This window comes from Brevundimonas sp. BAL450 (assembly GCF_015767455.1).
In the GTDB taxonomy this organism is placed as follows: domain Bacteria; phylum Pseudomonadota; class Alphaproteobacteria; order Caulobacterales; family Caulobacteraceae; genus Brevundimonas; species Brevundimonas abyssalis.
Map to the genome: position 1 here is coordinate 14,358 of NZ_JADWOW010000030.1, position 26,146 is coordinate 40,503.

A 26,146-nucleotide genomic window follows, 5' to 3' on the forward strand; every position below is an offset into this window, starting at 1 on the left:
ATGCCCCTCAATCCCGTCACCGCCGCCGTCACACAGCGGATCATCGAACGCAGCCGCGAGACCCGCGCGGACTATCTGCGCCGCATGGACTGGGCCGCCGGCAACACGCCCGGCCGGGCCAAGCTGTCCTGCGCCAACTGGGCCCACGCCTTCGCCGGCGCCCCGGTCAAGGACAAGCTGAACGCCATGTCGGGCAGCCAGCCCAATGTGGGGATCGTCACCGCCTACAACGACATGCTGTCGGCCCACCAGCCGTTCGAGCGGTTCCCCGACATCGTGCGCGAGGCCGCGCGCGCGGCCAACGCCACGGCCCAGGTGGCGGGCGGGGTCCCGGCCATGTGCGACGGCGTCACCCAGGGACGCCCGGGCATGGAGCTGTCCCTGTTCAGCCGCGACGTCATCGCCATGTCCACCGGCGTGGCCCTGACCCACGACGCCTTCGACGCGGCCCTGTGCCTGGGCGTCTGCGACAAGATCGTGCCGGGCCTGTTCATGGGCGCCCTGGCGTTCGGCCACCTGCCCGTGGTCTTCGCCCCCGCCGGGCCCATGCCGTCGGGCATCCCCAACGCCGAGAAGGCCCGCGTCCGCGCCCTCTATGCCCAGGGCAAGGTGGAGCGCCAGACCCTGCTGGAAAGCGAGATCGGCAGCTACCATTCGCCGGGCACCTGCACCTTCTACGGCACGGCCAATTCCAACCAGATGATGATGGAGGTGGGCGGCCTGCACCTGCCGTCGACCGCCTTCGTGCACCCGGAGACGGGCCTGCGCGACGCCCTGACGGCGGCGGCGGCGAAACGGGCGGTCGAGTTGGCCCGCGAAGGCCAGAGCCGCATGGCCGACGTCATCGACGAGAAGTCCGTCGTCAACATGATCGTGGCCCTGCTGGCCACCGGCGGCTCCACCAACCACGCCATCCATCTGGTGGCCATGGCGCGCGCGGCGGGCGTGCTGATCAACTGGACCGACATGGACGAGCTGTCGTCGGTCACGCCCCTGCTGGCGCGGGTCTATCCCAACGGCTCGGCCGACGTGAACGCGTTCCAGGCGGCCGGCGGGGTGGCCTTCGTCACCCGCGAACTGGCCCGGGCCGGCTATCTGCACAGCGATGTGACCACCATCATGGGCCGGGGCATCGAGGCCTATTTTCAGGAGCCCATGCTGGAGGACGGCGTGCTGGTCTGGAAGGACGGGGTGACCGAGACGCTGGATCCCGAGATCCTGCGCCCCGCCTCGGACCCGTTCCAGAAGGACGGCGGCCTGCGGCTGGTCAAGGGCGCGCTGGGCCGGGCGGTGATCAAGGTCTCGGCGGTCAAGCCGGAGAACCGGATCGTCGAGGCCCCCGCCGCCGTGTTCGACAGTCAGGAAGACGTGCTGGAGGCGTTCAAGGCCGGACAGCTGGACCGCGACGTGATCGTGGTGCTGCGCTTTCAGGGACCCAAGGCCAACGGCATGCCGGAGCTGCACAGCCTGTCCCCGGCCCTGTCGGTGATTCAGGATCGCGGGTTCAAGGTAGCGCTGGTCACCGACGGCCGCATGTCCGGCGCCTCGGGCAAGACCCCCGCCGCCATCCACCTGAGCCCCGAGGCGCTGGACGGCGGCGCCCTGGCGAAGGTGTGCGACGGCGACGTCATCCGGCTGGACGCCGAGAACGGGGTCCTGACCGTGGTCGGAGCCGACGGCTTCGAGGATCGCCCGATGGCCCCGCGCCCGCAGGCCTATGCCGAGGGCTCGGCCTGGGGCTATGGCCGCGAGCTGTTCGCGGCGTTCCGCCATGTGGTGGGCGCGGCCGAGGACGGCGCCTCGGTCTGTTTCGACTTCGCCACAGGCGGACCCGCGCGCGACGATACCCCGCAGGACCCCAATCTGGTTGACCGCACGGTGGACGCCTGATGATCCCGTCCAGTCCGACCCGCACCGATGACCGCACCCTGCTGGTGGGGGACGTGGGCGGCACCAACGCCCGCTTCGCCATCGCCCGCTGGACCGACGGGCGCCCGGTGCTGGAGCATCACGAAAGCTTCCTCGGCGCCGACTATCCCACCTTTCTGGAGGGCGTGCGGGCCTTCATCGACGGCTGCGAGGTCAAGCCCACGGGCGGGATCATCGCGGTGGCCGGGCCGGTCACCGACGGCGCCATCGACCTGACCAACTCGCCCTGGCAGGTGTCCGAGGCCGAGCTGGCGACCCTGGGTCTGGACCCCATCCGCCTGATCAATGATTTCGAGGCCCTCGCCTGGGGCGCGCCCATCGTGCCGGACGACTGTCTGGAAAGCCTGGGCGGTCCCGCGCAAGGCGACGCCCATTCGGCCATCGCGGTGCTGGGCCCCGGCACCGGCTTCGGCGTGGCCGGGCTGGCGCGCGACACCCACGGCAATGAAATGGCCCTGCCGTCCGAGGGCGGCCACGCCTGTTTCGCCCCGGGCGACGCCGTCGAGGACGAAATCCTGCGCATCCTGCGCCGCCGCTATGAGCGGGTCTCCATCGAGCGGCTGATCTGCGGGCCGGGCCTGCTGAACATGCACCGGGCCCTGGCCGAGATCGACGGGCGCGAGAGCCACATCGACGATCCGGCCGAGATCACGCGCTCGGCGCTGGAGAACCCGAACAGCGTCTGCGGCGCGACCCTGGCCCGCTTCTGCGCCATTCTGGGCGCGGCGGCCGGGGACATCGCCCTGACCATGGGCTCGCGCGGCGGGGTCTATATCGCGGGCGGCATCGCCCCGCGCATCCTGCCCTTCCTGAAGGCCAGCCCCTTCCGCGAACGGTTCGAGCGCAAGGGCCGGTTCCAGGACTATATGGCCGACATTCCGACCTGGGTGATCACCCACAAGCACGCCGCCCTGCTGGGGGCCGCCCGGGTGGCGTTCGCCGAGCGCTAGAGCTTCAGGCCCCGGGCCTTGGCCAGATCGGCCAGGCTGGTCATGGGACGCGGGCCCCAGTGGGCGATGACTTCGGCGGCGGCCAGAGAGCCCAGCCTGCCGCACTCCTCCAGCGACAGGCCTCGCGCCAGCCCCAGCAGGAAGCCCGCCGCGTACTGGTCCCCGGCGCCGGTGGTGTCGACCACCTTGTCCACGGGGAAGGCGTCGACCGCCACCCGTTGGTCGCCCTTGATCACCACCGAGCCCTGGGCCCCGCGCGTCACGGCGGCCACCTCGACCATCGCCGCCAGCCGGCTGCAGGCGGCGTCGAAGTCCTCGGTCTCGTACAGCGCGCCCAGTTCGGCCTCATTGGCCAGCACGATGTCAGCGGACTGTTCGATGAACGCCAGCAGCTCCGCGCGCCAGCGGGCCGCCACGAAGGTGTCCGACAGGGTGATGGCCACCTTGCGCCCGGCCCGGTGGGCGATGTCGGCGGCGCGCTCGAAGGCGGCGCGGGCGGGCGCCGGGTCGAACAGATAGCCTTCCAGATAGACGATGGCGCTCTCGCCGATCATCTCCGGGTCGATGTCGTCTGCGGTCAGCTGGTTGGCCGCGCCCAGGAAGGTGCACATGGTGCGCTGGCCGTCGTCGGTGACGTTGATCAGGCAGCGGCCCGTGGACGGCCCCTCGCCCAGACGCGGGGTGTCGAAGGCCACGCCCGCGGCACGGATGTCATGGGCGAAGACGTCGCCCAGGGTGTCCTCGGACACCTTGCCGATATAGGCCGCCCGCCCGCCGTAGGAGCCGACGCCCGCCACGGTGTTGCCCGCCGAACCGCCCGACGCCTCCACGCCCGCGGCCATGTCGTCGTACAGGGCGGCGCTCTGGGTCTCGTCCACCAGTTGCATGGAGCCGGGCTGGAGCCCGCGCGCGGACAGGAATTCGGGGCTGCACGGGGCGAGCACGTCCACAATGGCGTTGCCCACGGCGCAGACGTCGTATCGGATGGGGGGAAGGGTCATGCCCGCTCCTTAGCGGGGCGGGCCGACCGTTTCCAGCCGCTTATTCCGCCGGCTTCGCGGCTCCGGCCTCGACGAGCCATTCCATGATCTTCTGCTTGGGCATGGCGCCGACCTTCATGGAGGCCATGTGGCCGTCCTTGAACAGCATCAGGGTCGGAATGCCCTTCACGCCCAGTTTGGACGGGGTCATGGGGCTGTCCTCGATGTTGATCTTGGCCACGGTCAGCTGCTCGGCGTAGTCGTCGGCGATCTGCTCCAGCGCCGGGCCGATCTGCTTGCACGGACCGCACCATTCCGCCCAGAAATCGACCAGCACGGGCTTGGACGCTTTCAGGACGTCGGCTTCGAAGCTGTCGTCGGTGACCTTGAGGGTGGGCATGAACAATCTCCTGAGCGGCCGGTCAGTTTAAGGCGATTCCGGCGCGGGTCACGATGTGGGGACGCCGGAGCCCCGGGTCAACCACGGGCCTCGCCCAGCGCCTGCCGCATCAGGCTTTCCGGAACCGGCGTCAGGCGCGGCCCGTCGGTCCACACCAGCGCGGCCTCAACCGTCCGGTCAGGATACAGCCGCCGCAGCACCGCCCAATAGACCGCCAGCTGGCGCACATAGGCCGGGTCCGCCTCCTCGATGCGGTCCGGCGCCGGGCGGTTGGTCTTGAAGTCGATCACCAGCACCCGCTCGGGCGTCACAACCAGCCGGTCGAGCCGCGCCGACACCACCACCCCCGGGGGCAGCTCCGGCGCCGATCCCGACAGCGCCACCTCCGCCCGCGAGGCCGGGCCGAACACCTCGGCGAAACGCGCGTCGTCCAGCACCCCCAGCGCCGCCGCCGCCATCTCGGCCTTCTGCGCGTCGTCCAGATCCGGCTCGCGCGCCAGCAGCGTCACGGCCGCCGCATCCCGCCGCTCGGGCGCCACGTCGGGCAGCCGCTCCAGCAGCCGGTGGATCAGCTCCCCGCGCCGCCAGCGGCCCAGCCCCCCGCCGACCCGCGACAGGGGCGACGGCGCCGGCGTGCGCGCGGCGTCCTCCATCCGGCCCGGGGCCATGCGACGCTCCGACGCCTCGGCGCGCGGCGCAGTGGTCAGCCAGGCGGGCGGCGGGGCGGCGGTGATCGCCGGCGCAGCGCTCCGGGCCATGGCCACCGGGTCGGCCCCGTACCGCCGGGCCGCGCCCGTGGCCGTCTCAACCTCGCGCACCCCCTCCAGCCGCTCGAACGCGGCCAGAATGGGCGCCCACCAAGCCTTCAGGTTCTCCAGCTTGCGGTTGGAGGCGTAGCGTCCCGTGACGATCAGCCGGTCCCGCGCCCGCGTCAGGCCCACGTACAGCAGCCGCAGCGACTCCTCCTCGCCCCGCCGCTTGCGCGCGTCCCGCGCCGTCTGCGAGGCGGCGCAGTCCTCGCCGGACGAGCCGCACCACAGGAAGGCGCCGGCGTCCGTCTCCAGCAGGGCGTCGCCACGGGGCTCCTCGAAGATCACGTCGGGCAGGATCACCACCGGCGCCTCCAGCCCCTTGGACGAGTGCGCCGTCATCACCCGCACCTCGCCGCGCGGCTCGTCCATCTCGCGCTTGATGGTCTGGTCCAGCGACGCCAGCAGGTGGCAGAACCGCTCCAGATCCGCCGGACCGCGCCCCTCCGCCGCGCGGGCCTGATCGAGGAAGGCGTCCATGGCGTCCGCCGCCTCGGACCCCAGCCGGGTCAGGAACCGCTGGCGCACGCTCAGGCACCGCCCGTCCAGCCGGTTCAGCAAGCGCCCGTACAGGTCGAACGGCGTCAGGCTGCGCGCCGCATCGCGGAAATCGGCGATCAGATCCCGCGCCGCCGCCAGCGCCGGATCAAGTTCAGCCCGCCCGTTCAGCACGCGCCACAGCGAACCCTCACGGCCGTGGGCCAGATCGAACAGGGCCTCTTCCGACAGGTCGCACAGGGGCGAGCGCAGCACCCCGGCCAGGGTCAGATCGTCGGCGGGATGCAGGGCCACCCGGCCCAGCGCCAGCAAGTCCTGAAACACCGGATGGGCCGACAGGGTCAGGCGGTCCGCCCCCGCCACCGGCACGCCCCGCTGTTTGAGCGCCCGCAGCACCTCCTCGAACATGGGCCCGCGCTTACGCACCAGAATGAGCACATCGCCCCAGTCCATGGGGCGCAGCCCGGCCTTCTTGTCGTGCACCGCGTGCCCGGCCTCCACCGAGGCCTTGATCTCGTCGGCGATGCGCTCGGCCACGCGACGGCGGGCGCCCCGCGCGGTGGAGGCGTCCAGCGGCTCGTCCCAGGCGCGGCGCTCCTCGTCGGTCTCGTCCTGCAGCGGCGGCCACAGGTCGATCGTCCCCGCCAGCCCGTCGGCGCGGGCGGCCTGGTGCCGGATCAGGGCCGCGGCGCCCTCCCCCGACTCGCCCCGGCCGGGGCTGAGCGCGCGGGCCAGGTCCGGCTCGGCAAACACCGCGTCCACGGCGGCCAGCACCTCGGCGGTGGAGCGCCACGACTGCAGCAGCTCCACGCCCTGGAACACCCCGCCCACCCCGGTAATGGCCCGGTCATAGTCCTGGGCCTCGGCCGCCAGCCGCTCGGGCGCGGCGCCCTGGAACGAGAAGATCGACTGCTTTTCGTCTCCCACCACGAAGACGGTGCGCGCGGCCCCGTCGTGCGAACCGGCCCCGGTGAAGAACTCGGCGGTCAGGGCCCGCACGATGGTCCACTGCTCGGGCGAGGTGTCCTGGGCCTCGTCCACGAGCACGTGGTCGACGCCGCCGTCCAGCTTGTAGAGCACCCAGGCCGCGCCCGGCCCGTCAGTGAGCAGATGGCGCGCCCGCTGGATCAGGTCGGCGAAGTCCAGCGCCCCGGTCACAGCCTTGGCCGCCTCATAGGCCCGGCCATAGGCGTAGGCCAGCACCAGCGCCGAGACCGTATCCAGCGCCACCCGCGCCGCCCGCGCCCGCTCGAAGATCTCGACCAGCCGCGCCTGTTCGCGCGCCAGCCAGTCCAGGGTCGCGGGGTCCACCGCCTTGGTCCCCAGTCGCTTGCGGGGCTCGCCCGCGCCGGTGAAGAAGATTTCCCGCACCGCATCCACCGGCGCGTCGCCGTTCAGCACCGCCTCGGCCACGGCCTGGAGCTTCAGCCCCATGGGCTGGTCGCCCTTCTCGCCGCCCCGGGCGCAGGCCGCCGCCGCGTTCAGCCAGGCCGCTGCGTCGAAGCCCGGCGCCGTCACCGCCGCCCGCTCCGCCGCCTCCGGCTCGATCCATGCGTCCAGCCCCACCGAGGCCGCCACCCGGTCCTGCAGGGTCGCCGCGCCGCCGTCCTGGGCCACATAGTCGGTCAGCTCCGCCCGCTTCGCCTCGAAGCGGTCGAACATGGCCTCGAAGTCGGGCTGGGACAGCTTGCCCGCCATGTGCAGATAGGCGGTCGCCAGCCCCGGAATGTCGTCGGCCAGCGCCACCCGGTCGCGCGCCCGACGGCGGATGTCGGCGGCCTCCGCCTCGTCGATGACCCGGAACAGGGGCGACACCTCCGCCTCCACCGGAAAGCGCCGCAGCAGCTGCTCGCAGAAGGCGTGGATGGTCTGGATCTTCAGCCCGCCCGGCGTTTCCAGCGCCCGGGCGAACAGGGCGCGGGCCCGGGACAGGTCATGGGCGTCGAAACTGTCGGCCGCGCGCTCTTCCAGCGCCGCCAGCTGGTCGCGCAGCCGCGCGTCCCCCGCCACCGCCCAGTCGCCCAGCCGCTCGTACAGCCGCCGCTGCATCTCCGCCGCCGCCGCCTTGGTGAAGGTCAGGCACAGGATCGCGCCCGGCGCCGACCCGGCCAGCAGCAGCCGCGCCACCCGGTTGACCAGGGTCGTGGTCTTGCCCGAACCCGCGTTGGCCATGACGAAGGCGTTGACCGCCGGATCAGCGGCGATGGCCTGGGGGGAGCGCATCTAATCCTCCCCCAAAGCGAAGCGTATGGGGGAGGGGGACCGCCGCAGGCGGTGGAGGGGGCGAACCCCGGACCCGGCGGATGGAGTCGCCCCCTCCACCATCCTTCGGATGGTCCCCCTCCCCCGCGAGCGGGGGAGGATGTTCGAACCGACCATCATTCGTCCCCCTCCGCCGCCGTGGACCATTCCGCCACCCGGGCCAGATGGTCATAGTCCGACACCCGCGCCTGGGCGAACTGCGGCGCGATGCGCGAACGATAGGGCTGGCTCGGGCTGGCGTACTGGCGGATGCGTTTCCTCAGACCCTCCACCGCCTCGTCGGCGAGGGCCGCGGCGCCCGCGTCGCCGTTGCGGTCCATGATCTCGCCCGCCGGGTCGCGGCCGGTCAGCCGCACATACAGCAGGTCGTCGGGCTCGGCCTTCAGCACGGCCCCGAACCCGCCCTCGCGGGCGATGGCGGCGGTCAGGGACAGCTGCGAACTGAACCCGCTCTCCACCTGTTTCTTGGTCGGCGGGGCGCCGGTCTTGTAGTCCATCACCGACAGGCGGCCCTCGGCCACCTCCATGCGGTCGGCCCGGGCGGTCAGCAGGAAGCCCTCAATGGGCGACCACTGGCCGTAAGCCTCCAGCGCCACATGGGGCCCCTTCGCCCGGCGGTCGCGCTCGAACCCGGTCACCCAGTCGGCCATGCGCGCGCCCAGCGCCTTCTCCCGGGCCAGCGCGGCCGGGGTCATGCCCGCCGCCTCCAGCTCGGCCAGATAGCGGTTCAGGAACCGGTCCTGCGCCCCGGTCTCACCCAGGGTCTCCCACTCGCGGGCGAACACCTCCAGGGCATTGTGGATGGCCGTGCCGCGCAGGCGCGCGTCCACCCGCTCGTCGGGCCGCTCCATCTGGTGCAGGTTCAGCACGAAGCGGGCGTAGGTGGCGTAGGGATCGCGCACCCATTCCTCCACCCGCGTCACCGACATCTTCGTCGGCCGCGCAGCGACCGGCGGCGTCGGGGCCGGCCGCGCGGCGGGCTTCAGGGTCTGCGGCGGATCGGCGTCGGGCGCGTCCAGCCGCCGGGCCAGTCCGTGCAGGTCCGCCCGCTGCGGCAGGCGCGGCGCATCGGGGAACGCCCCGCGCACCAGCGTCTCCAGCCGCCACAGCCAGCGGGACTTCACCGACGGCTGATTGTCCCGGCGCTCGGTGTGCAGCAGATAGACCTCCGGCGCGCAAGCGATCTGGGCGAAATCATGGGCCGACAGGCCGATGCGGCGCTCCGGCGGCGGCAGGCCCAAGGTCTTGCGCATGGGCCGCGACAGGAACGGATCGGTCCCCCCGCCGCGCGGCCACACCCCCTCCTCCAGCCCGGCCAGGATGACCCGGTCGGCCCGCACCAGCCGCGCCTCGATGGCCCCCAGAATTCTCAGGCGCGGGTGGGCGTCGCCGCCCGTGCGCACCACCTCGGCGCCCATCAGCCGCCCCAGCAGTTCGGCGAACGCCGAGGCGTTCAGCGTACCCGCCTCCGCGCCCTCGGTCATCAGGGCAGCCATCAGCCGCGCCGCGCTCGCCCCGTCCGGCCCGCGCCAGACCTCAACGCCTTCGCCCAAGGCCTCCGCCGCCTCGCAGAGGACCCGCGCCCACTCGGCGGGCGTCGCGTCGTCCATGCCGGTCAGGGCCGACAGCACGCCCTCCAGCCGGTCCACCAGACCGTGGGCCATATCGATGCGCGCCTGATCCTCGTCCTTGCGGCGCTTGCCGGCCCGATGCCGGTTGGCCTCCAGCCGACGCCGCACCGCGTCCCAGTCGGCGGGCCCCGCCCCGCGCAGACCCTCGCGCTCCAGCGCCTCGATCTCGTCCGGCCCGGCCAGCGTGGTCCACGGATGCTTCAGAATGGCCAGCAGCGGAACCGCTCCGAAGGCCTTGGCCAGTTGCGCCAGCTGGGCCAGCCGCACGCCCGCCGGCGTCTCCGACAGGGGCGAGCCCGCCGAGGAGTCGGCCATCAGGCCCCATCGCCCCAGCCGCGCCTGCACCCGCCGCGCGAACAGCGGATCGGGCGTGACGAGCGCCACAGTCTGACCTGCGGTCTCCACCCCCTCGCGCATCAGCACGGCGGCCAGCGCTGCGGCGGCCTCCTCGGTGCGGGCGGTGACGGCGGTCAGGCCCTCCAGCCCCTCGGCGATGGGGTCGCCCCCGCCCTTGCGCATCTCGTCGATGGCCTTGGTCCAGTCGGCGGTGGAGGCCGGCGGCTTCAGGGCCTCGGCGATCAGCCGGCGCCGCGCCCGGCCCAGCCGCGCGCTCTCGCCCGTGTCCCGCGCGGGCCAGGCCCGCACCTCGGCCCGGTCGATGCCGTGCCGCCCGATCAGGCGCTTCAGCGCCCCCTGCGGATGCTGCTCCCCGTCGTCGTCGGCGATCTGGTCCCACGCCGTCTGGGACAGGTCTCGGTCCAGTCCCGGCAGCACCACGCAGCCCGACGGCGCCCGGGCCACGGCTCCCAGCACCGCCGCCGCCGCGGGCACGGTGCCCGTGGAGCCCGCCGCGATCACCGGGAAGGCCGGCGGCCTGTCTTCCCACGCCTCGGCCAGCCGCTTCAGCAGGGTCACCCGCCGCGCCGCCGGGTCGCTGAGACCCAGCTCCTCCAGCCGCCGGGGCCACGCCTCCACCGCCACGGCCAGGAAGGCGGCGGTGGAACGCCAGTGCTCGGCCAGATCGGCCTCGACCAGATCGGCCACCCGGCCCGGGTCGGCCACCTCCTCGATCTGGCAGGAGTCCAGAAACGCCGCCAGCGCCTCGGCCATCTCCAGCGCGCGCAAGGGCTCCACCGCCCCGCCGTGGTGGGCGGCCACCAGACGCGCCAGCTCGAACCGGCGCTTCAGCGGCGAGATGGCCGGCTTCAGGTCCAGCTCCAGCTCGCCCGGCGCGAACGGCGGCTCGTCCTCCTCCAGATCGCCCAGCGGCCGCACCTGCGGCAGCAGCACCGGCCGGTCCCCCGACAGCAGGGTCAGGGCCTCGGTGAAGGCCCGCGCCGCGCGCCGGTTGGGCAGCAGGATGACCGCGTCGCTCAGGGTCTCGGGCGCGTCCTCGCCCAGCCAGTCCAGCACCCCCGCCGCCAGATCCTCCAGAAACGGCCGGTGCGCCTCGATGGACCACCAGCGCGCCCCGGCGCCCGCAAAGGGGTCGAAGCGGCTCATGCGGTCGTCAGCCGGGCCTCGGCCTCATCCCGCGCGCCCGGGTCGCCCACATGCATCCAGTCCCCGTCCAACACGCAGCCGTAAAGGCGCGACTCCCTTTCCGATCGACGCCACAGGGTGCTCAAGGAAAACGGGCCATCTGGTCCCTGACTTGCGTAATCAGGTCTCGTGATGTGCACGCCCATGTAGGCATACGGAACGGTCGGTCTGTCGCCTCGGAAAAGCAGATGGCCGTCGAAGCCTATGGAAAAATCGCCAGGGCCCTCGAAGCCAATTGCCCCTTCCCTTCGGGCGAGCAGAAGAGCCGCATCCATAGAGTTCGAATTCCACAGACTTACGAGATTAGCCAAGGGATCCCGACGACCTTGGGTCCAGACGCTGTCGATATTGGCCACGAACACCGGGTCATCGCCCAGCAGACCCCGCGCCTTCTTGAGCCCGCCGCCGGTCTCCAGCAGTTCGGCCCGCTCGTCGGATATGATGATCTCCGGCCCGCCCGTGCGCGCCGCCAGATGGGCCTCCAGCCGCTCGGCGAACCAGTGCACATTGACCACCGCCCGCTCCACGCCCGCCGCGCCCAGCCGGTCCAGCACATGGTCGATCAGGGCCTTGCCGCCCACCTCCACCAGCGCTTTGGGCCGGTCGTCGGTCAGCGGCCGCATGCGGGTGCCCAGGCCGGCGGCGAGAACCATGGCGGTCTTGGGTCCCGTCATGTCCGGACCTCCACTGGCACATGCCGCGCGAACCAGCCGCGCACCGCCTCCATGCCCGGCTTCTGCAGATTGGCCTCCAGATGCCGCCACATGCGCGGCATGAAGGCCCGGTAGCGGGGCTTGCCGTCCCGCGCGATCAGCCGGGCGAACACCCCCAGGATGCGCGCCTCGTTCAGGGCCGCCAGGGCGGCGTAGTCGGCCAGGAACGGCTCGCGGTCCACGCCCGGCATGCACGCAAAATAGTGGTCCAGCGCCACCGCCTCCAGCTCCGGCGCCACGTCCCGGCGCGCGTCCTGCAACAGCGAGTGCAGGTCCCACGACGGATGGGCCAGCACCGCGTCCTGGAAGTCGATCATGCCCACCCGCCGGTCGCCCGACCGCTGCGGCAGCCAGATCAGGTTCTCGGCGTGATAGTCCCGGTGCGCCACCGACCAGGCCTTCGCCTCGCCCATGGCCGCGATGGGCGCCCACGCCGCGTCCCACTCGGCCAGCGCCGCTGCGCCGAAATCCAGCGCCGGGTTCAACTTCGGCATCCACTGCACGAACAGGTCCGCGCCGCCCTGCAGCGCCACGGCGTCATAGGTCAGCAGCGGCCAGTCCCCGCCCGGCCCGCTCAGCACGTCGGGCATGACCGCGTTCAGATGCAGCTTCGCCAGCGCCTCCACCGCCGCCAGATACAGCGGCGCGGCCGGCTCCCCGTCCTCGATCACCCGCGCGAACAGGTCGTCGCCGAAATCCTCGATCACCGCAAAGCCGGACCCCGCGTCCACGGCGATGATCTCCGGCGTCGACAGGCCCGCGCCGCGAAACAGGTTCGACACCGCCGCAAAGGCCTCGATGCGCCCGGCCGACAGGCGCGCGGTGGCGTTCCACCCCGCCGCCCGCCTCTGCTGCGGCGTCCAGGCGGGGTCGCACGGCGGGCTTTCCGCCGCCGGGGCCTGATCCATCAGCATCAGGCTGGCGCCCGTCGGCGTGGTCAGGCGCTCATAGCGGCGGGTGGAGGCGTCGCCGGGCAAGGGGTCGCGCCGGGCGTCGGCCAGGCCCGCGCCCTTGAGAAATTCGATCCGTTCCGCCTCACGATCCGACATGCTGGATCCTGTCCTTCCACGCGCCTGCGCCGGAAACGGTCGCAACCCGGCCGTCCCCATCCTCGGCGATCTCTATGACGAGTCGGTCCGGCCCGAGGAATTCCGCCGGATCGTCCCCCAGCCGCTCCGGCCATTCGATGACCGCGCAGCCCGTATCCAGCGCGTCGTCCAGCCCGATCTCCAGCACCTCCTCCGGGCGGGTCAGCCGGTACAGGTCGAAGTGCGCGACCGGCGGCTCGCTCTCATAGAACTGCACCAGGGTGAAGGTGGGGCTGGGCACATCCTCGTCCGGCGTGGTCAGGGCGCGGATCAGGCCCCGGGCCAGGGTCGACTTGCCCATGCCCAGCGGCCCGTACAGCAGCACCGCCTCGCCGGGCTTCAGCATCGGCGCGATGGCCGCGCCCAGACGCGTCGTGGCCTCCGCGTCGGCCAGCAGGATCCGGCGGGCCTCAGGCAAAGTCCGCATCCGGCTGGCTGGCCAGGGTCCGTTCGGTGAACGCCTTCAGGGCGTAGGTCGCCCGCGCCGCATCGGTGTCCAGCCGCCGCGCGTCCACCGGCTTGCCCACGATCAGACGATAGGGCTTGCCGCGCTTGTTCAGCATCTCGTGGAACAGGGTGATGTCCCGCATCTCGGCCGAATAGCGGTCGAACAGGTGGAACAGCTTCGAATAGGGCCCCGACACATGGATCGGGATGATCGGCGCCTCATATTTGCGCGCCAGCGACACCGCCGTGGCCGCCCATTGGGGATCGGTCAGCGACCCGTTCTTGCTGACCCGCGCCAGCCGTCCGGCCGGGAACATGACCACGCAGCGCTCCTCCTCAAAGGCGCGACGGGCGGCCTCCAGGGTGGCGCGGGTCTTCTCGCGGGTGCGCTTGGTCTCCACCCACTCCACCGGAATGACCACCTCGCCCAGACGGGGCGAGACCCGCAGGGCGTCGGCATTGGCGAAATAGATGGCGTCGTCCCGCACCCGCCGCACCGCCTCGTGCACCGCCAGTCCGTCGGCGATGCCGGTGGGATGGTTGGCCACCACGATGCAGCGCCCCGTCTGCGGCAGCCGCTCCAGCAGCAGGGCCGACACCTCCAGATCCAGCAGGTCCGCCACATAGGCGAGCGCATCGACGCCCGACCGCACCGCCACCGCATCGGCCATGCTGCGCGCGGGGGCATAGCTGAGCAGCCCGTACAGGACCGGCTTGACCACCGGCCAGACAAGCGACCGGGTCAGCCGCGGCGCACGCTCGGCGATCAGCTGGTCAACGATGTGGGGGGCGGCGGCGAGAACCATGAGGCGGCAAGTTTCGCCTTTGCCGTGCGCCGGGGCAAGCGGGGGAATCGCCTCTTTATTTCCGCTCATCCCCGCGACCCGAAGGGCGGCGCGTGGCAGCCAACGCGGGGATGAGCGGAGGGTGGACAGGGCGAGTCCAGTTTCCGCCGGGCGCACCCCCGTGCTAACCGTGGCCGCACATCCGGCTCTGGGGAAATCGTCATGCGTCCAACCGCCCTCGTCTGCGCCGCCGCCGTTGCGGCCCTCGTCCTGCCCGCCGTCGCCGCGGCGCAGCAGCAGCCCTTCACCTACGAGCACATGCTGAACGCCAACCGCCTGTCCGATCCGCGCGTCTCGCCGGACGGCTCCCAGGTGGTCTACGCCCTGCGCGCCACCCCGCTGGCCGGGGGCTCCACCAGCCTCTACATCCTGGATCTGGACGGCGAGGCCGAACCGCGCCGCCTGCCCATTTCCGACGAGGGCGCCAACACCGCCCGCTGGAGCGCCGACGGCCAGCTGTTCTTCCTGTCCAGCCGCTCGGGCTCGTCGCAGGTCTGGCGCACCGACGCCGACGGAAGCCTCGCGGTCCAGGTCACAGACCTGCCCGTGGACGTCCAGACCTATCGCCTCAGCCCCGCGGGCGACCGCATCGCCGTGGCCGCCGCCGTCTTCCCCGACTGCCCGGACCTGGCCTGCACCGCCGCCCGCCTGGACGAGGAGCCGGACAACTCCGGAACCCTCTACACCCAGCTGTTCGTGCGCCACTGGGACCAGTGGAGCGACGGCACGCGCAACCACGTCTTCGTGCTGGACCTGAGCGGTCAGGGCGTGGCCGACGGCGAGCCGATCTGGGCCACCCGCGACTTCGACGGCGACACCCCCTCGCGCCCCTTCGGCGACGAGAGCGCCTTCACCTTCACCCCCGACGGCAACGGCGTGGTCTTCGCCGCCCGCGAGGCCGGGACCAGCGAGCCCTGGTCCACCGATTTCGACATCTATCTCCAGCCCATCGCGGCCGAGGGCCTGGGCGAGCGGGTCAATCTGACCGACAACAACCCCGCCTGGGACGACGGCCCGGTGTTCTCGCCCGACGGCCGCACCATGGCCTACCGCGCCATGAGCCGCCCGGGCTTCGAGGCCGATCAGTGGAAGATCATGCTGCGCGACGTGGCCACCGGCCAGGTGCGCCAGGTCGCCGCCAACTGGGACCGGTCGCCCGACAGCCTGCAATGGTCCGCCAACGGCCGCAGCCTGTACGCCACCGCCTATGACACCGGTCAGGTCCGGCTGTTCGAGATCGACGTCACCTCCGGCTCGGTCATCCCCATCACCGGCGAGGGCCATGTGGCCGCCGTCCAGCAGACCCCGTCAGGCTTCATCCTGGCCCTGGACAGCCTGACCCACCCCAACGCCCTCTACGCCAAGACCTACCGGGGCCGCGAAATGCCCCGGCTGGTGCTGGACCCCAATCCGCAACTGTCCGATCTGGCCTTCGGCGAGGCCGAGCAGTTCACCTTCGAGGGCTGGAACGGCAATACGGTGCACGGCTATCTGATCAAGCCGGCAAACTATGTGGAGGGCGGGACCTATCCGGTCGCCTTCCTGATCCACGGCGGGCCGCAGGGTTCATTCGGCAACTACTGGTCCTACCGCTGGAACCCCCAGACCTATGCGGGCGCGGGTTATGCGGTGGTGATGATCGATTTCCACGGTTCGGTCGGCTACGGCCAGGAATTCACCGACGCCATCTCCGGTCACTGGGGCGACCGCCCGCTGGAGGACCTGCAGAAGGGCTGGGCCCATGCGCTGGAGACCTGGGACTTCCTCGACGGGAACCGCGCCTGTGCGCTGGGGGCCTCCTACGGCGGCTACATGATCAACTGGATCGCCGGGAACTGGCCCGACGCCTTCCAGTGCATGGTCAACCATGACGGCGTCTTCGACACCCGCTTCATGGGCTATTCCACCGAAGAGCTGTGGTTCACCGAATGGGAGAACCGCGGCACGCCGTGGGAGTCCGGCGCCACCTACGAGACCTTCAATCCGGTCAACCACGTACAGAACTGGCGCACCCCCATGATGGTGATCCAGGGCGGCCGCGATTACCGGGTGCCCACCGACCAGTCCATCGCCGCCTTCACCGCACTCCAGCGCCGCGGCATCGAGAGCCAGTTCCTCTACTTCCCCGACGAGAACCACTGGGTGCTCCAGCCCCGCAACAGCCTGCGCTGGCACACCGAGGTGTTCGGCTGGCTGGACCGCCACCTCGGCGAGGACGCGGAATAGGCGCCCACGCTCTCTCCGTCGTCATCACCGGGCTTGTCCCGGTGATCCATACGCCCGGACCTGTGGGGTGGACCCGGCGACGGGACCACCGAGGTTCCGCTTGCTGAAGCGCGCGTATGGATGGCCGGGACGAGCCCGGCCATGACGGGGGTTGGTCGATCGGCCGTCGGCCCGCCCGTTAATCCCCCATTTCCTGCATCCAGTCCCTTGCCGTGCAAGGCCTCGCCGCTGCGGGCGCCCCTGTTTCGTCCCCCTTCCCTCCAGCGCGCCTACACTGCCTCTGCAGCGATCTCGCGCTGCGATGAACAGGAGAGGCCCCGAATGAGACTCCACACCTCAGCGAAATTCCGACTGGTTTGTTTTCGTTGAATAATTCCGGAAAAGTGAGACTCTCATTGCACTGTTTTTTCGCCCCGGAGTCTCACCAGGGGCCACCGCTCACCCCAGCGAAGGCTGGGGTCCAGATGGCGGACGCGGAGTCGGAAAACAGCACCCCGCCCTTCCGTCCAGTCGCCCGGCGGCAAGAAGCCTGATGAGACTCACAAAAATCAGCGCCGCTGTTTCTGCTCAACAATTCCGCAAAAGTGAGACTCTCATTGCACTGTTTTTCCGTCCCGGAGTCTCACCCGCCGCCCCGCCTGAACACCCTCAGCTGCACCCCGTTCGCGGACCGCAGGGTCAGCCGGGCCACCGGCACAGGGGTCCAGGCCGGGTCGGCCTCGAACCGCAGCCGGCGGCTCAGCATGGCCAGCACCAGCACCGCCTCCTGCAGGGCGAAGGCGGCGCCGGGGCACACGCGCGGCCCGACGCTGAAGGGGAAATAGCCGCCCGCCATGGCCGCCTTGCCCTCGGGACAGCCGAACCGGTCCGGGTCGAAGGCGTGGGGCTCGGTCCACCGCTCGGCCTGCCGATGGCTCAGCCAGGGCGAGACCATGACCACCGAGCCGGGGGGAATGTCCCTCTTGCCCAGCCGGTCCCCCGCCGGGCAGTCCCGCGCCAGGAACGCCACGGGCGGATACAGCCGCATGGCCTCGCGGAACACGTCGCGGGTGAAGCCGAGCCGCTTCATGTGCTCGAAGGCGGGTTGATCGTCACCCAGCACCGCGTCGGCCTCGGCCTGCACCCGCGCCTGAACCTCGGGCGCCTCGGCCATCAGATACAGGCTCCAGGCCAGGGCGCTGGCCGAGGTCTCGTGCCCGGCCAGGAACAGCATGGCGATCTGGTCCAGCAGTTCGTCGCCGTCGAACGAGGTGCCCGTCACCGGGTCCACCCCGCCGATCAGGGCCGCCAGGATGTCGTTGTCCGGCGTCGGCCGTCCGGCCGCATGGTCCGCCAGCCGCCGCCGCAGCGGCTCGTCGATGGCCTTGCGGATGATCCGCGCCGCCCGCCGGGCGCGGCCCCATCCGGGCAGGATGCGGGACGGCGCCCTGGCCAGCCCCAGCATGCCGTGGGCGTAGGCCACCCCCTGGAACACCTCGAAGGCGGCGATCACCCGCTCGGCCGCCGCGTCCGAAATGGGCTCCGAAAAGATGGTGCGGAAGATCACGTCGGCGGCGAAGCGGGTCATCTCCATGTCCACCCGCACCGGCTCGCCCGTGTCGGCCAGGGCCTCCATGCGCGCCGTGGCCACGGTGGCCGCCTCCAGCATGCGGGCGAAGACGTCGCGCACCCGCGCCTGCTCCAGCGCCGGATCGATCAGCCGCCGCTGCCGCCCCCAGATCTCGCCGTTGCTGACGAAGATGGAATAGCCGGTCAGAGCCCGCAGCATGGCGTCCATCAGGCCGGATTTGGGGAAGTCCTCCGCCCGCCTGACCAGCACCTCGCGCACCAGATCCGGATCGCGCACAGTGAAGATCCAGCGCCGCTTGAAGAAGGGCAGGGTGCGGAACCCGTGGCGGCCCATCTTCTGGCCGTAGCTGCCCTCGCGGAACGTCCCGAGCCCGGAACGCAACAGGGCGATGCGTTGGGTCAGGGTCGAGCGCTTCTCCGGCGCCGTGGCCGGGCGCGGCGGGGTGAACAAACTCATGCCGGGCTCCGCTCGATCAGAAAGTCCGGCCCCGCCGCCAGGGCGAACCAGTCGTAGCCGCCGGGCAGATCGGTGGCCTTCAGGTACTGGAAATGGAACGCCAGCGGATCGCGGCGGATGGCGCGGAAATGCTCGTCCGTCAGCAGCTTGTGGAAGCGCGGCGCCCGTCTTTCCGGCCGGTCCGGATCCGGCGCGGGGACCACCCCGTGCAGCGCATGGAGCGTGCAGGCCGAGGCCGGGTCCGAGGCCGAGGTGGCGTCCACCCAGCCGACGGAGCGCGCCGCCGCCACGGCCCTCAAGGCCGCCCGGAACGTCTCGTCCCCCAGCGCCGCCTGGATGCACAGGCCCTGCCCCAGCGTCAGCAGGCTGACCGCCGTGGTCCCGCGTCCCAGATCGGGCCGCATCTCCAGCGCCCGGGCCAGCACCCGCACCGCCTGGTTGCCGCCCAGGCTGAAGCCCGCCAGCACCACCTCGTCGGCCCAGCCCTCGTCCACCGCGGCGATCAGGCGTTCGGCGAACAGGTCGCAGCGCGCGGCCTGCTCCGGCGGCGGATCGGCGGCGATGCGCGCCATGTAGGAAAAGCACTGGCTGACCCAGCCGCAGTTCACCTTGGCGTCGATGCGCCGCCACAGCCAGGCGATGACGAAGGGCGCCGCGGCGACCACCGGGAGCGCCGCCCAGGGCGTGATCAATCCCGCCGCCAGCGCCAGAAGAGCCATCAGCCCGATCAGCCCGCCCAGGATCACCGGCGGCGTCATCAGGCACAGCCACAGCGCCCGCGCCTGTCGCCGCGTCAGGCCATAGAGCCCCGCCCCGGCCATGGCCGCGACCCAACGGGGCATGGCCATGATCACCCGCCGCTCGCCTCTCAGCCACCAGGCCCGCACCAGATCGTCCCAGCGCAGCAGGGTGACCCGGGTCTCCGCCGCGCGCCCGTCCATCACCGTCTGCACCGTCCAGCCCAGCGCATGATCGCCGTCGGCGTGCTTGCGCTCCACCGCGATCACGGCGCCGGACACCGCCGCCTGCTTCGGCGCCTCCTCGGTCCACATGCGGTGATAGGCGGCGGGAGAACGGGGGTCGTAGCCGGGAATGAACAGCAGCCGGCGCCGGTGCGCGCGCCCCTGCCCGGTCGAATCGACCTGATCCCGCATTCGTCCCCTCCATCCCCGGCGGGCACTGAACCCGCGCCGCCCGGCCGTGTCAAACCGCCATGCGGGTCTTCCTCAGCCGCTCCGCTGGCCACGGGCGCCTGGCGGGTTTAAGACGACGCCAAACAACCAGATCAGGGAACACTCAGGACATGCGCGACATTCGCCACTTCATCGACGGGGCTTCCTTCGAGGGCGCCTCGGGCCGCTTCGGGGACGTCTTCAACCCCAACACCGGCGAGGTGCAGGCGCGGGTCCAGCTGGCCACCGAAGGCGAAGTCGACAAGGCCGTCCAGGCTGCCCAGAACGCCTTCGAAGCGTGGTCCTCCACCAATCCCCAGCGCCGCGCCCGGGTGATGTTCGAATTCAAGCGCCTGGTCGAGGCGAACATGGACGAGCTGGCCGAAATGCTGTCGTCCGAGCACGGCAAGGTCATCGCCGACTCCAAAGGCGACATCCAGCGCGGCCTTGAGGTCATCGAGTTCGCCTGCGGCATCCCCCACGCCCTGAAGGGCGAGTACACCCAGGGCGCCGGCCCCGGCATCGACGTCTATTCCATGCGCCAGCCGCTGGGCGTGGTGGCGGGCATCACGCCTTTCAACTTCCCGGCCATGATCCCCATGTGGATGTTCGGCGTGGCCATCGCCGTGGGCAACACCTTCATCCTCAAGCCGTCCGAGCGCGACCCGTCGGTGCCGGTCCGTCTGGGCGAACTGATGATGGAGGCGGGCGCCCCCGCCGGGGTGCTGAACGTGGTCCACGGCGACAAGACGGCGGTGGACGCCATCCTGACCCATCCGCTGGTCCATGCCGTCAGCTTCGTCGGCTCGTCCGACATCGCCCACTATGTCTACCAGACCGGCGCCGCCAACCATAAGCGCGTCCAGGCCATGGGCGGGGCCAAGAACCACGGCGTCATCCTGCCCGACGCCGACATGGACCAGGTGGTCAAGGACCTCACCGGCGCCGCTTTCGGAAGCGCGGGCGAACGCTGCATGGCCCTGCCGGTGGTGGTGCCCGTGGGCCAGAAGACCGCCGACGACCTGCGCGAACGGCTGGTCGCGGAAATCCCGAAACTGAGGGTCGGCGTCTCCACTGACGCAGAGGCCCACTACGGCCCCGTGGTCAACGCCGCCCACAAGACGCGCGTCGAGGGCTGGATCGACCAGGGCGTCAAGGACGGCGCCGAACTGGTCATCGACGGCCGCGGCTTCTCCCTGCAGGGCCATGAGAAGGGCTACTTCATCGGCCCGTCCCTGTTCGACCACGTCAAGCCGGGCATGGAGTCCTACAAGGAAGAAATCTTCGGCCCGGTCCTTCAGATCGTGCGGGCCGAGAACTTCGAGGAGGCCCTGTCGCTGGCCTCGAAGCACCAGTACGGCAACGGGGTGGCCATCTTCACCCAGAACGGCCGCGCGGCCCGCGACTTCGCCGCCCGGGTCAATGTGGGCATGGTGGGCATCAATGTGCCGATCCCGGTGCCGGTCGCCTATCACACCTTCGGCGGCTGGAAGCGCTCGGCCTTCGGCGACACCAACCAGCACGGCATGGAAGGCGTCCGTTTCTGGACCAAGACCAAGACCGTCACCGCCCGCTGGCCGGACTCGGAGCTGGAGCACGCGGACTCCAGTTTCGTCATTCCGACGATGCGGTAAGGTCGCTGCGAGCAGTTGGGGGGGCGGTCATGCGCAAGGTCATTCTAGCAATTTTTATAGTGGCTCTTGGGACTGTCAGTATCCCGGCGCCAATGATGGCTCGGGCCGCAGCCCAGGAGCGCACGCTTGCGGACCAGGGCGCGGTCATGGCGAGATTGCTGGACGCGGGGCTGCAAATACAGACCGCGTTGGGAAGTCTTTTCTCCAGTCAGTTCATTGAACCGGACGCCAGCGCCAGACTCTGGAGGGATACGCTCCGGGCTCGTCGCCCCGAGATTGATCAGACCCTCGCCGTCATCCGGCAAGCCTCCGTCGAGATTCAAGGTTTGAGGGCGTCTGGAAACGAACTCTCCGATCGCCAGATCAACAGCTTTGTCGACACGCTGAGCGAGCAGGCCGACACCGCTGAAGCAATGTTGGTGTCGCTTATCGAAGTCTCGGATTCTTTGGAAGCGGGAGAACGGGGGGCTGTTGACCGGGGGATCGAGGCCCTGATTCATGGGCCTGTGCTGATGATGGATGGACAGGCGCTCTCTCTCCGCACGCAGGCCGCAATGTTCCCGCCGGGACAATCGCAGCAACATCTGGCCTATGCCTCAGCTGCGCTCACGGAAGGTGTCTCATTTAAACTCAAGGCTCTGAACGGACTTGTTCCCCAAAGACAAGCACGTGACGAAATCCGCAGCCGCGCGGAGAGCATCGCCGCAAATGTGGAGGAGGGGCTGGCTGCTCTGGAGCGAGAAATCCTCACAGGGACCACAGACGTCGAACAGGCGGCCCTGATCGACAGGCTCGTTCCATTGAAAAGAGAGGCGTTTATCCTTGTTCAGCAAGGAGAAAATTTGCTGATCAGGGCCGCTTCTGAAGTTGAAAGAAATGAGGATTCAGAAGCGTGGTGGACTGATTACGACACGCTTTCACTGCGCATAAATCAAAACACGTCTGAGCAGCTACGCATCATAGCGGGGAACTGACCGCTTCAGTCCGGATCCGATGCGGCCTCGCCCTTGCCCGGCAGGGCGGTGAGGGTGCGGACGAAATCGTCGCGCCAGATGGCCACGTCCGAGGCCCGCACCGCCGCCATCAGGGCGGTCCAGCGTTCGATGCGTTCATCCCGCGACATGGTCAGGGCGCGGTGGATGGCCTGGGCCACCTCCTCCCGGGCGAACGGATTGACGATCAGGGCCTCGCGCAGTTCCTCCGCCGCTCCGGCGAAGCGCGACAGGATCAGCACGCCCGGGTCCTCCGGGTTCTGGGCCGCCACATATTCCTTGGCCACCAGATTCATCCCGTCGCGCAGGGGCGTCACCAGCCCCACCCTGGCCGCCCGGTAGATGCCCGCCAGCTGATCCCGGCGATAGGTGCGGTTGAGATAGCGCACGGGCGCCCAGTCCATATCTGCATAGGCGCCGTTCACGTGGCCCGCGAGGGCGTCCAGCCGCGCCCGCAGGTCCTGATAGGTGTCCACCTCGTCGCGCGAGATGGGGGTCACCTGCAGCAGGAACACCTCGCCGCGCATGGAGGGGTTGTCCTCGAGGAACTGCTGGAACCCCAGCAGCCGCTGTTCCAGCCCCTTGGAGTAGTCCAGCCGGTCCACGCCCACGATCATCGATCGGAACGCCGAGGACGCCGCCATGCGGTCATAGGTGCGCTGGCCCAGCGCCGAGTCCCGCGCGGCGATGAAGCCGTCCACGTCGATGCCGATGGGGAAGACCCCGCCCTGCACCGTCTTGCCGAAGGCCTCCATGCCGTTGTCGCCGACCTGCCGTCCGCCGGCCTCGGAGGTCACGTAGTCGCGGAACAGGTCCAGCCACTCCTGGGTGTGAAATCCCAGCAGGTCGTAGTCGAACAGGGACTCCACCAGCCTGCGGTGAAACGGCAGGGTCACCAGCAACTGGCGCACCGGCCAGGGCGTGTGCAGGAAGAAGCCGATCCGGTTCCTGATCCCCAGCCGCCGCAGATCCCGGGCCAGGGGGATCATGTGATAGTCATGGATCCAGACGATGTCGTCGTCCTGGATCAGGGGCGCCAGCACCTCGGCGAAGCGGGCGTTGGTCCGCTCATAGCCCTGGCCGTACGACTGCTCATAGGCGGTCAGGTCGACCCGGTGGTGGAACAGCGGCCACAGGGTCTTGTTGGCGTAGCCGTTGTAATACTCCTCGACATCCTGGGCCTCCAGATCCACCAGGGCCACGGTGACCCCGGCCCGATCCTCCATCTTCAGTTCGCCGGTGAAGGTCTCGGTGGTCTCCCCGGACCAGCCGAACCAGATGCCGTCATATCGCCGCAGCGCCGCCGACAGGGCCGCAGCCAGCCCGCCGGTGGAGCTCTCCCCCGCATCCTTCGGCGCGGAGACACGGTTCGATACGACGATCAGGCGACTCATCTCACATCCGTCCAGGAACGGCTCAACAGCACGGCGCAGTTGATGATCCCCACAAGGGAATAGGTCTGCGGGTAGTTCCCCCACAGTTCGTCATCGCCCAGGGAGATGTCCTCGGACAGCAGGCCCGCATTGGTGCGGCGGCTCAGCATCTGTTCGAACATCTCGCGCGCCTCGTCCGCGCGCCCGTTCATGTGCAGGGCCTCGATGAACCAGAAGGTGCAGAAGTTGAACGCCGTCTCCGGCTCGCCGAAGTCGTCCGGCTCCACATAGCGGAACAGATACGGCCCCTTCTTCAGGTCACGCTCGATGGCGTCGAAGGTGGCCACCTGACGCGGGTCCTGTGGATCGAGGAAGCCCAGCTCCACCATCTGCAACAGCGAGGCGTCCAGCTCGGTCCCGCCGAAGCTGGCGGCGAAGCGGCCCTCCTCAGGCACGAAGGCTTCCTTCTCTATCCGTGCACGGATGATCCCGGCGCGCTCCCGCCAGACCTCGGCCCGATCGTGCAGCTTCAACTGGTCCGCAGCCTTGGCCAGACGGTCGCACGCGGCCCAGCACATCATGGAGGAATAGGTGTGCACCCGCGCAATGGTGCGGAACTCCCACAGGCCCGCGTCGGTCTGGTCGTGCACGGCGAAGGCGCGCTCGCCCACCTGCTCCAGGGCGTGGAAATCCTCCACCGACCCGGGGCGCAGCAGGCGCTGGTCATAGAAGGATTGCACCAGCGGCAGGACAATTTGTCCGTATACGTCATGTTGCAGATGTTCGTGCGCCTGGTTGCCCACCCGCACCGGCTTCATGCCGTGATAACCCTCGACCGTATCGACGATGCGCTCGGTGATCGCGCCCTCCAGCCCGACACCGTAGACCGGCTGCACGTGCCCCCCTGCCGCGTTGTCCACCAGGTTCCGCAGATAGGCGAGGTAGTTCTCCAGGATGTCGATGGCGCCCAGCCGGGTCAGAACCCGCACCGTGTAATAGGCGTCGCGGATCCAGCAGAACCGGTAGTCCCAGTTGCGCCCGCTCTCGGGAAACTCCGGCACCGAGGTGGTCAGGGCCGCGACGATGGCGCCGGTCTCTTCGTGGGCGCACAGCTTGAGGGTGATGGCGGCGCGGATCACCGCCTCCTGCCAGTCCAGCGGCAGATACAGGGTCCGCACCCACTGTCGCCAGTAGTCCTCGGTCCGTTCGCGGGCGGCGGCGACGCCGGCCCCCACTTCCTGATCATAGCCCTCGTCGGGGCCGAAGAAGAACGACAGGGTCCGCTCGACCCGGAAGGTGCGTTCGTCCAGCACATGGGACACAGGACAGTCCGTGGTCAGACGGAAGGTCAGGTCCGTGCAGTGATAGCGGATATGGTTCGAGCCCGAAGTGGTCGGCGCGGGCCGCGCGCCCCAGTCGCGGGCGGGCCGCATGCGGATGGTGACGCGGGGCACGCCGTGCAGCGGCCGGATGATGCGGGCCAGGGCGATGGGGCGATAGGTGCGGCTGTGCTTGGCGTGGCGGGGCGCGAAATCGATGATCTCCAGCGCCGCCCCGTCCTCGGCGGTCAGCACCGTGCGCAGCACCGGGGTGTTGCGCACATAGGCCTGCTCCACATGCTTCTGGCCGTCCAGTTCGATGGACCAGAAGCCGTGCTGCGGGTCGTCCCCATCCATCAGGGCCGAGAACACCGGATCGCCGTCCACGCGCGGCGCACACGACCACACGTGTCGCCCCTGCCGGTCGATGAGGCTGGAGACGGCGCAGTTGCCGATCGGCGCCAGGTCCAGATTGGGTCGGTTGCCGTTCATGCGCGCTCCGCCAGGGTTTCGAGCCAGTCCATCACCGCCTCGGGGCCGTTCAGGCCGTACAGGGCCGCTGTCTCGCGCGGCGGGCCCACCAGCACCCCGAACCCGCCCCGTCCGGCGGCGGCGGTGAAGGCGAACTCGTCGGTCAGGTCATCGCCGGTCATCACCGGGACAGCACCCTTGAACGGCGCCTCCTCCATGAAGGCGGCCAGGGCGCGGCCCTTGTCGGCGCCGGGCGTCTTCAGCTCCTGCACCATGTCGCCGGGCTGCAGGGTCAGGCCGTGGCGCTCGGCCAGGGCGCGCGCCAGATCGCGCGCCGCGTCCGCCTGATCCGGCGCCTGACGGTAGTGGAGGGTCACGCCCAGCCCCTTGTCCTCGATCAGGACCCCCGGCCGGTCGCGCGCGAATGCCACCAACGCCTCATGCACCTGCGCCATGTCCGGATGGGGCGCCAGCCGCCGCACCTGCCCGTCGGCGCCGCGCCGTTCCAGCCCGTGAATCCCGGCGACACAAGGCACGGCGCCTTCGCAGATGCGGTCGATCTCGGCGATGGTGCGTCCGCTCACCACCGCCAGCCGGCCATCCAGCCGTTCCAGCAATCGGCCCAGCACGCGGGTTCGACGGCCGTCGGGTCCGACGCCCTCGGGGGTCGCGGTGATGGGCGCCAACACCCCGTCCATGTCCAGAAACAGGGCCGGCCGCTGCGGCAAGGCGGGCGGCGGCGACAGGGGCGTCACGGCATGGGCGGCGTCGGTCAGCATGATCCTCATGAACTGTCTGGCTTGTCCCCGCACCCTAACGCGTGACCGCCCCCGAAGTTG

At 70.3% G+C, this 26,146-nt stretch carries 18 protein-coding genes; 5 read left to right on the plus strand and 13 right to left on the minus strand.

Annotated features, from left to right (window positions below; translation table 11 throughout):
• On the plus strand, nt 1-1,890 hold the full coding sequence (gene edd / locus IWC96_RS01700) for a phosphogluconate dehydratase (protein WP_021698127.1): 1,890 nt from the start codon (nt 1-3) through the stop codon (nt 1,888-1,890).
• Nucleotides 1,890-2,879 (plus strand): glucokinase, encoded by a 990-nt coding sequence (gene glk / locus IWC96_RS01705; protein ID WP_021698128.1) that lies wholly within the window; start codon nt 1,890-1,892, stop codon nt 2,877-2,879. Before edd ends, glk begins: the two co-directional genes overlap by 1 nt.
• On the opposite strand, the gene IWC96_RS01710 is transcribed toward glk, so the two are convergent.
• From IWC96_RS01710 to IWC96_RS01745, 8 genes are all read right to left on the minus strand, one after another.
• Nucleotides 2,876-3,880: an adenosine kinase gene (locus IWC96_RS01710; RefSeq protein ID WP_021698129.1), complete on the minus strand. Its 1,005-nt coding sequence runs from the start codon at nt 3,878-3,880 to the stop codon at nt 2,876-2,878. The two genes, glk and IWC96_RS01710, sit on opposite strands and share 4 nt — an antisense overlap.
• Nucleotides 3,881-3,920: 40 nt before the next feature.
• Complete coding sequence (trxA, locus tag IWC96_RS01715) at nt 3,921-4,259, minus strand: thioredoxin (protein WP_021698130.1); 339 nt, start codon at nt 4,257-4,259, stop codon at nt 3,921-3,923.
• 77 nt (nt 4,260-4,336) lie between these two features.
• Nucleotides 4,337-7,789 carry a double-strand break repair helicase AddA gene (gene addA / locus IWC96_RS01720; RefSeq protein ID WP_196838244.1) on the minus strand — a complete coding sequence of 1,151 codons (3,453 nt, stop codon included), beginning with the start codon at nt 7,787-7,789 and terminating at the stop codon, nt 4,337-4,339.
• A 155-nt stretch (nt 7,790-7,944) separates the two neighbouring features.
• A complete protein-coding gene (addB, locus tag IWC96_RS01725; protein WP_196838245.1) occupies nt 7,945-10,962 on the minus strand; it encodes a double-strand break repair protein AddB in 3,018 nt (1,005 codons plus the stop codon).
• Entirely contained in the window at nt 10,959-11,675 is a 717-nt protein-coding gene (gene murU, locus IWC96_RS01730) for an N-acetylmuramate alpha-1-phosphate uridylyltransferase MurU (RefSeq protein WP_021698689.1), read from the minus strand. The genes addB and murU overlap by 4 nt, the downstream gene beginning before the upstream one ends.
• Nucleotides 11,672-12,763: an N-acetylmuramate/N-acetylglucosamine kinase AmgK gene (gene amgK / locus IWC96_RS01735; RefSeq protein ID WP_021698688.1), complete on the minus strand. Its 1,092-nt coding sequence runs from the start codon at nt 12,761-12,763 to the stop codon at nt 11,672-11,674. Before amgK ends, murU begins: the two co-directional genes overlap by 4 nt.
• On the minus strand, nt 12,750-13,229 hold the full coding sequence (gene tsaE / locus IWC96_RS01740) for a tRNA (adenosine(37)-N6)-threonylcarbamoyltransferase complex ATPase subunit type 1 TsaE (protein WP_045319444.1): 480 nt from the start codon (nt 13,227-13,229) through the stop codon (nt 12,750-12,752). Before tsaE ends, amgK begins: the two co-directional genes overlap by 14 nt.
• Nucleotides 13,213-14,055, minus strand: coding sequence for a 1-acyl-sn-glycerol-3-phosphate acyltransferase (locus IWC96_RS01745; protein WP_021698686.1), 843 nt, complete (start codon nt 14,053-14,055; stop codon nt 13,213-13,215). The genes tsaE and IWC96_RS01745 overlap by 17 nt, the downstream gene beginning before the upstream one ends.
• A 201-nt stretch (nt 14,056-14,256) precedes the next feature.
• Between IWC96_RS01745 and IWC96_RS01750 the strand changes: the two genes are divergently transcribed.
• Entirely contained in the window at nt 14,257-16,320 is a 2,064-nt protein-coding gene (locus tag IWC96_RS01750) for a S9 family peptidase (protein ID WP_021698685.1), read from the plus strand.
• A gap of 622 nt (nt 16,321-16,942) precedes the next feature.
• Here the strand turns inward: IWC96_RS01750 and IWC96_RS01755 are convergent.
• Both IWC96_RS01755 and IWC96_RS01760 read right to left on the minus strand, forming a co-directional pair.
• Nucleotides 16,943-18,346, minus strand: a complete 1,404-nt coding sequence (locus tag IWC96_RS01755) for a cytochrome P450 (protein ID WP_196838246.1) — start codon at nt 18,344-18,346, stop codon at nt 16,943-16,945.
• The gene (locus tag IWC96_RS01760; RefSeq protein ID WP_196838247.1) at nt 18,343-19,500 is read right to left on the minus strand and encodes a hypothetical protein; all 1,158 of its coding nucleotides are present in this window, start codon (nt 19,498-19,500) and stop codon (nt 18,343-18,345) included. The genes IWC96_RS01755 and IWC96_RS01760 overlap by 4 nt, the downstream gene beginning before the upstream one ends.
• Before the next feature lie 149 nt (nt 19,501-19,649).
• Between IWC96_RS01760 and IWC96_RS01765 the strand changes: the two genes are divergently transcribed.
• Nucleotides 19,650-21,152 (plus strand): CoA-acylating methylmalonate-semialdehyde dehydrogenase, encoded by a 1,503-nt coding sequence (locus IWC96_RS01765; protein ID WP_196838248.1) that lies wholly within the window; start codon nt 19,650-19,652, stop codon nt 21,150-21,152.
• Nucleotides 21,153-21,181: 29 nt separating this feature from the next.
• Entirely contained in the window at nt 21,182-22,126 is a 945-nt protein-coding gene (locus tag IWC96_RS01770) for a hypothetical protein (protein ID WP_148291488.1), read from the plus strand.
• A 5-nt stretch (nt 22,127-22,131) separates the two neighbouring features.
• Here IWC96_RS01770 and IWC96_RS01775 read toward each other — a convergent pair whose 3' ends face one another.
• Genes IWC96_RS01775 through otsB form a run of 3 tightly spaced genes read right to left on the minus strand, consistent with a single transcriptional unit; the run spans nt 22,132 to nt 26,086 of the window.
• On the minus strand, nt 22,132-23,538 hold the full coding sequence (locus IWC96_RS01775) for a trehalose-6-phosphate synthase (protein WP_196838249.1): 1,407 nt from the start codon (nt 23,536-23,538) through the stop codon (nt 22,132-22,134).
• A complete protein-coding gene (locus IWC96_RS01780) occupies nt 23,535-25,328 on the minus strand; it encodes a glycoside hydrolase family 15 protein (RefSeq protein WP_021697734.1) in 1,794 nt (597 codons plus the stop codon). Before IWC96_RS01780 ends, IWC96_RS01775 begins: the two co-directional genes overlap by 4 nt.
• The gene (otsB, locus tag IWC96_RS01785) at nt 25,325-26,086 is read right to left on the minus strand and encodes a trehalose-phosphatase (RefSeq protein ID WP_148291490.1); all 762 of its coding nucleotides are present in this window, start codon (nt 26,084-26,086) and stop codon (nt 25,325-25,327) included. Before otsB ends, IWC96_RS01780 begins: the two co-directional genes overlap by 4 nt.
• Nucleotides 26,087-26,146 lie beyond the last annotated feature (60 nt).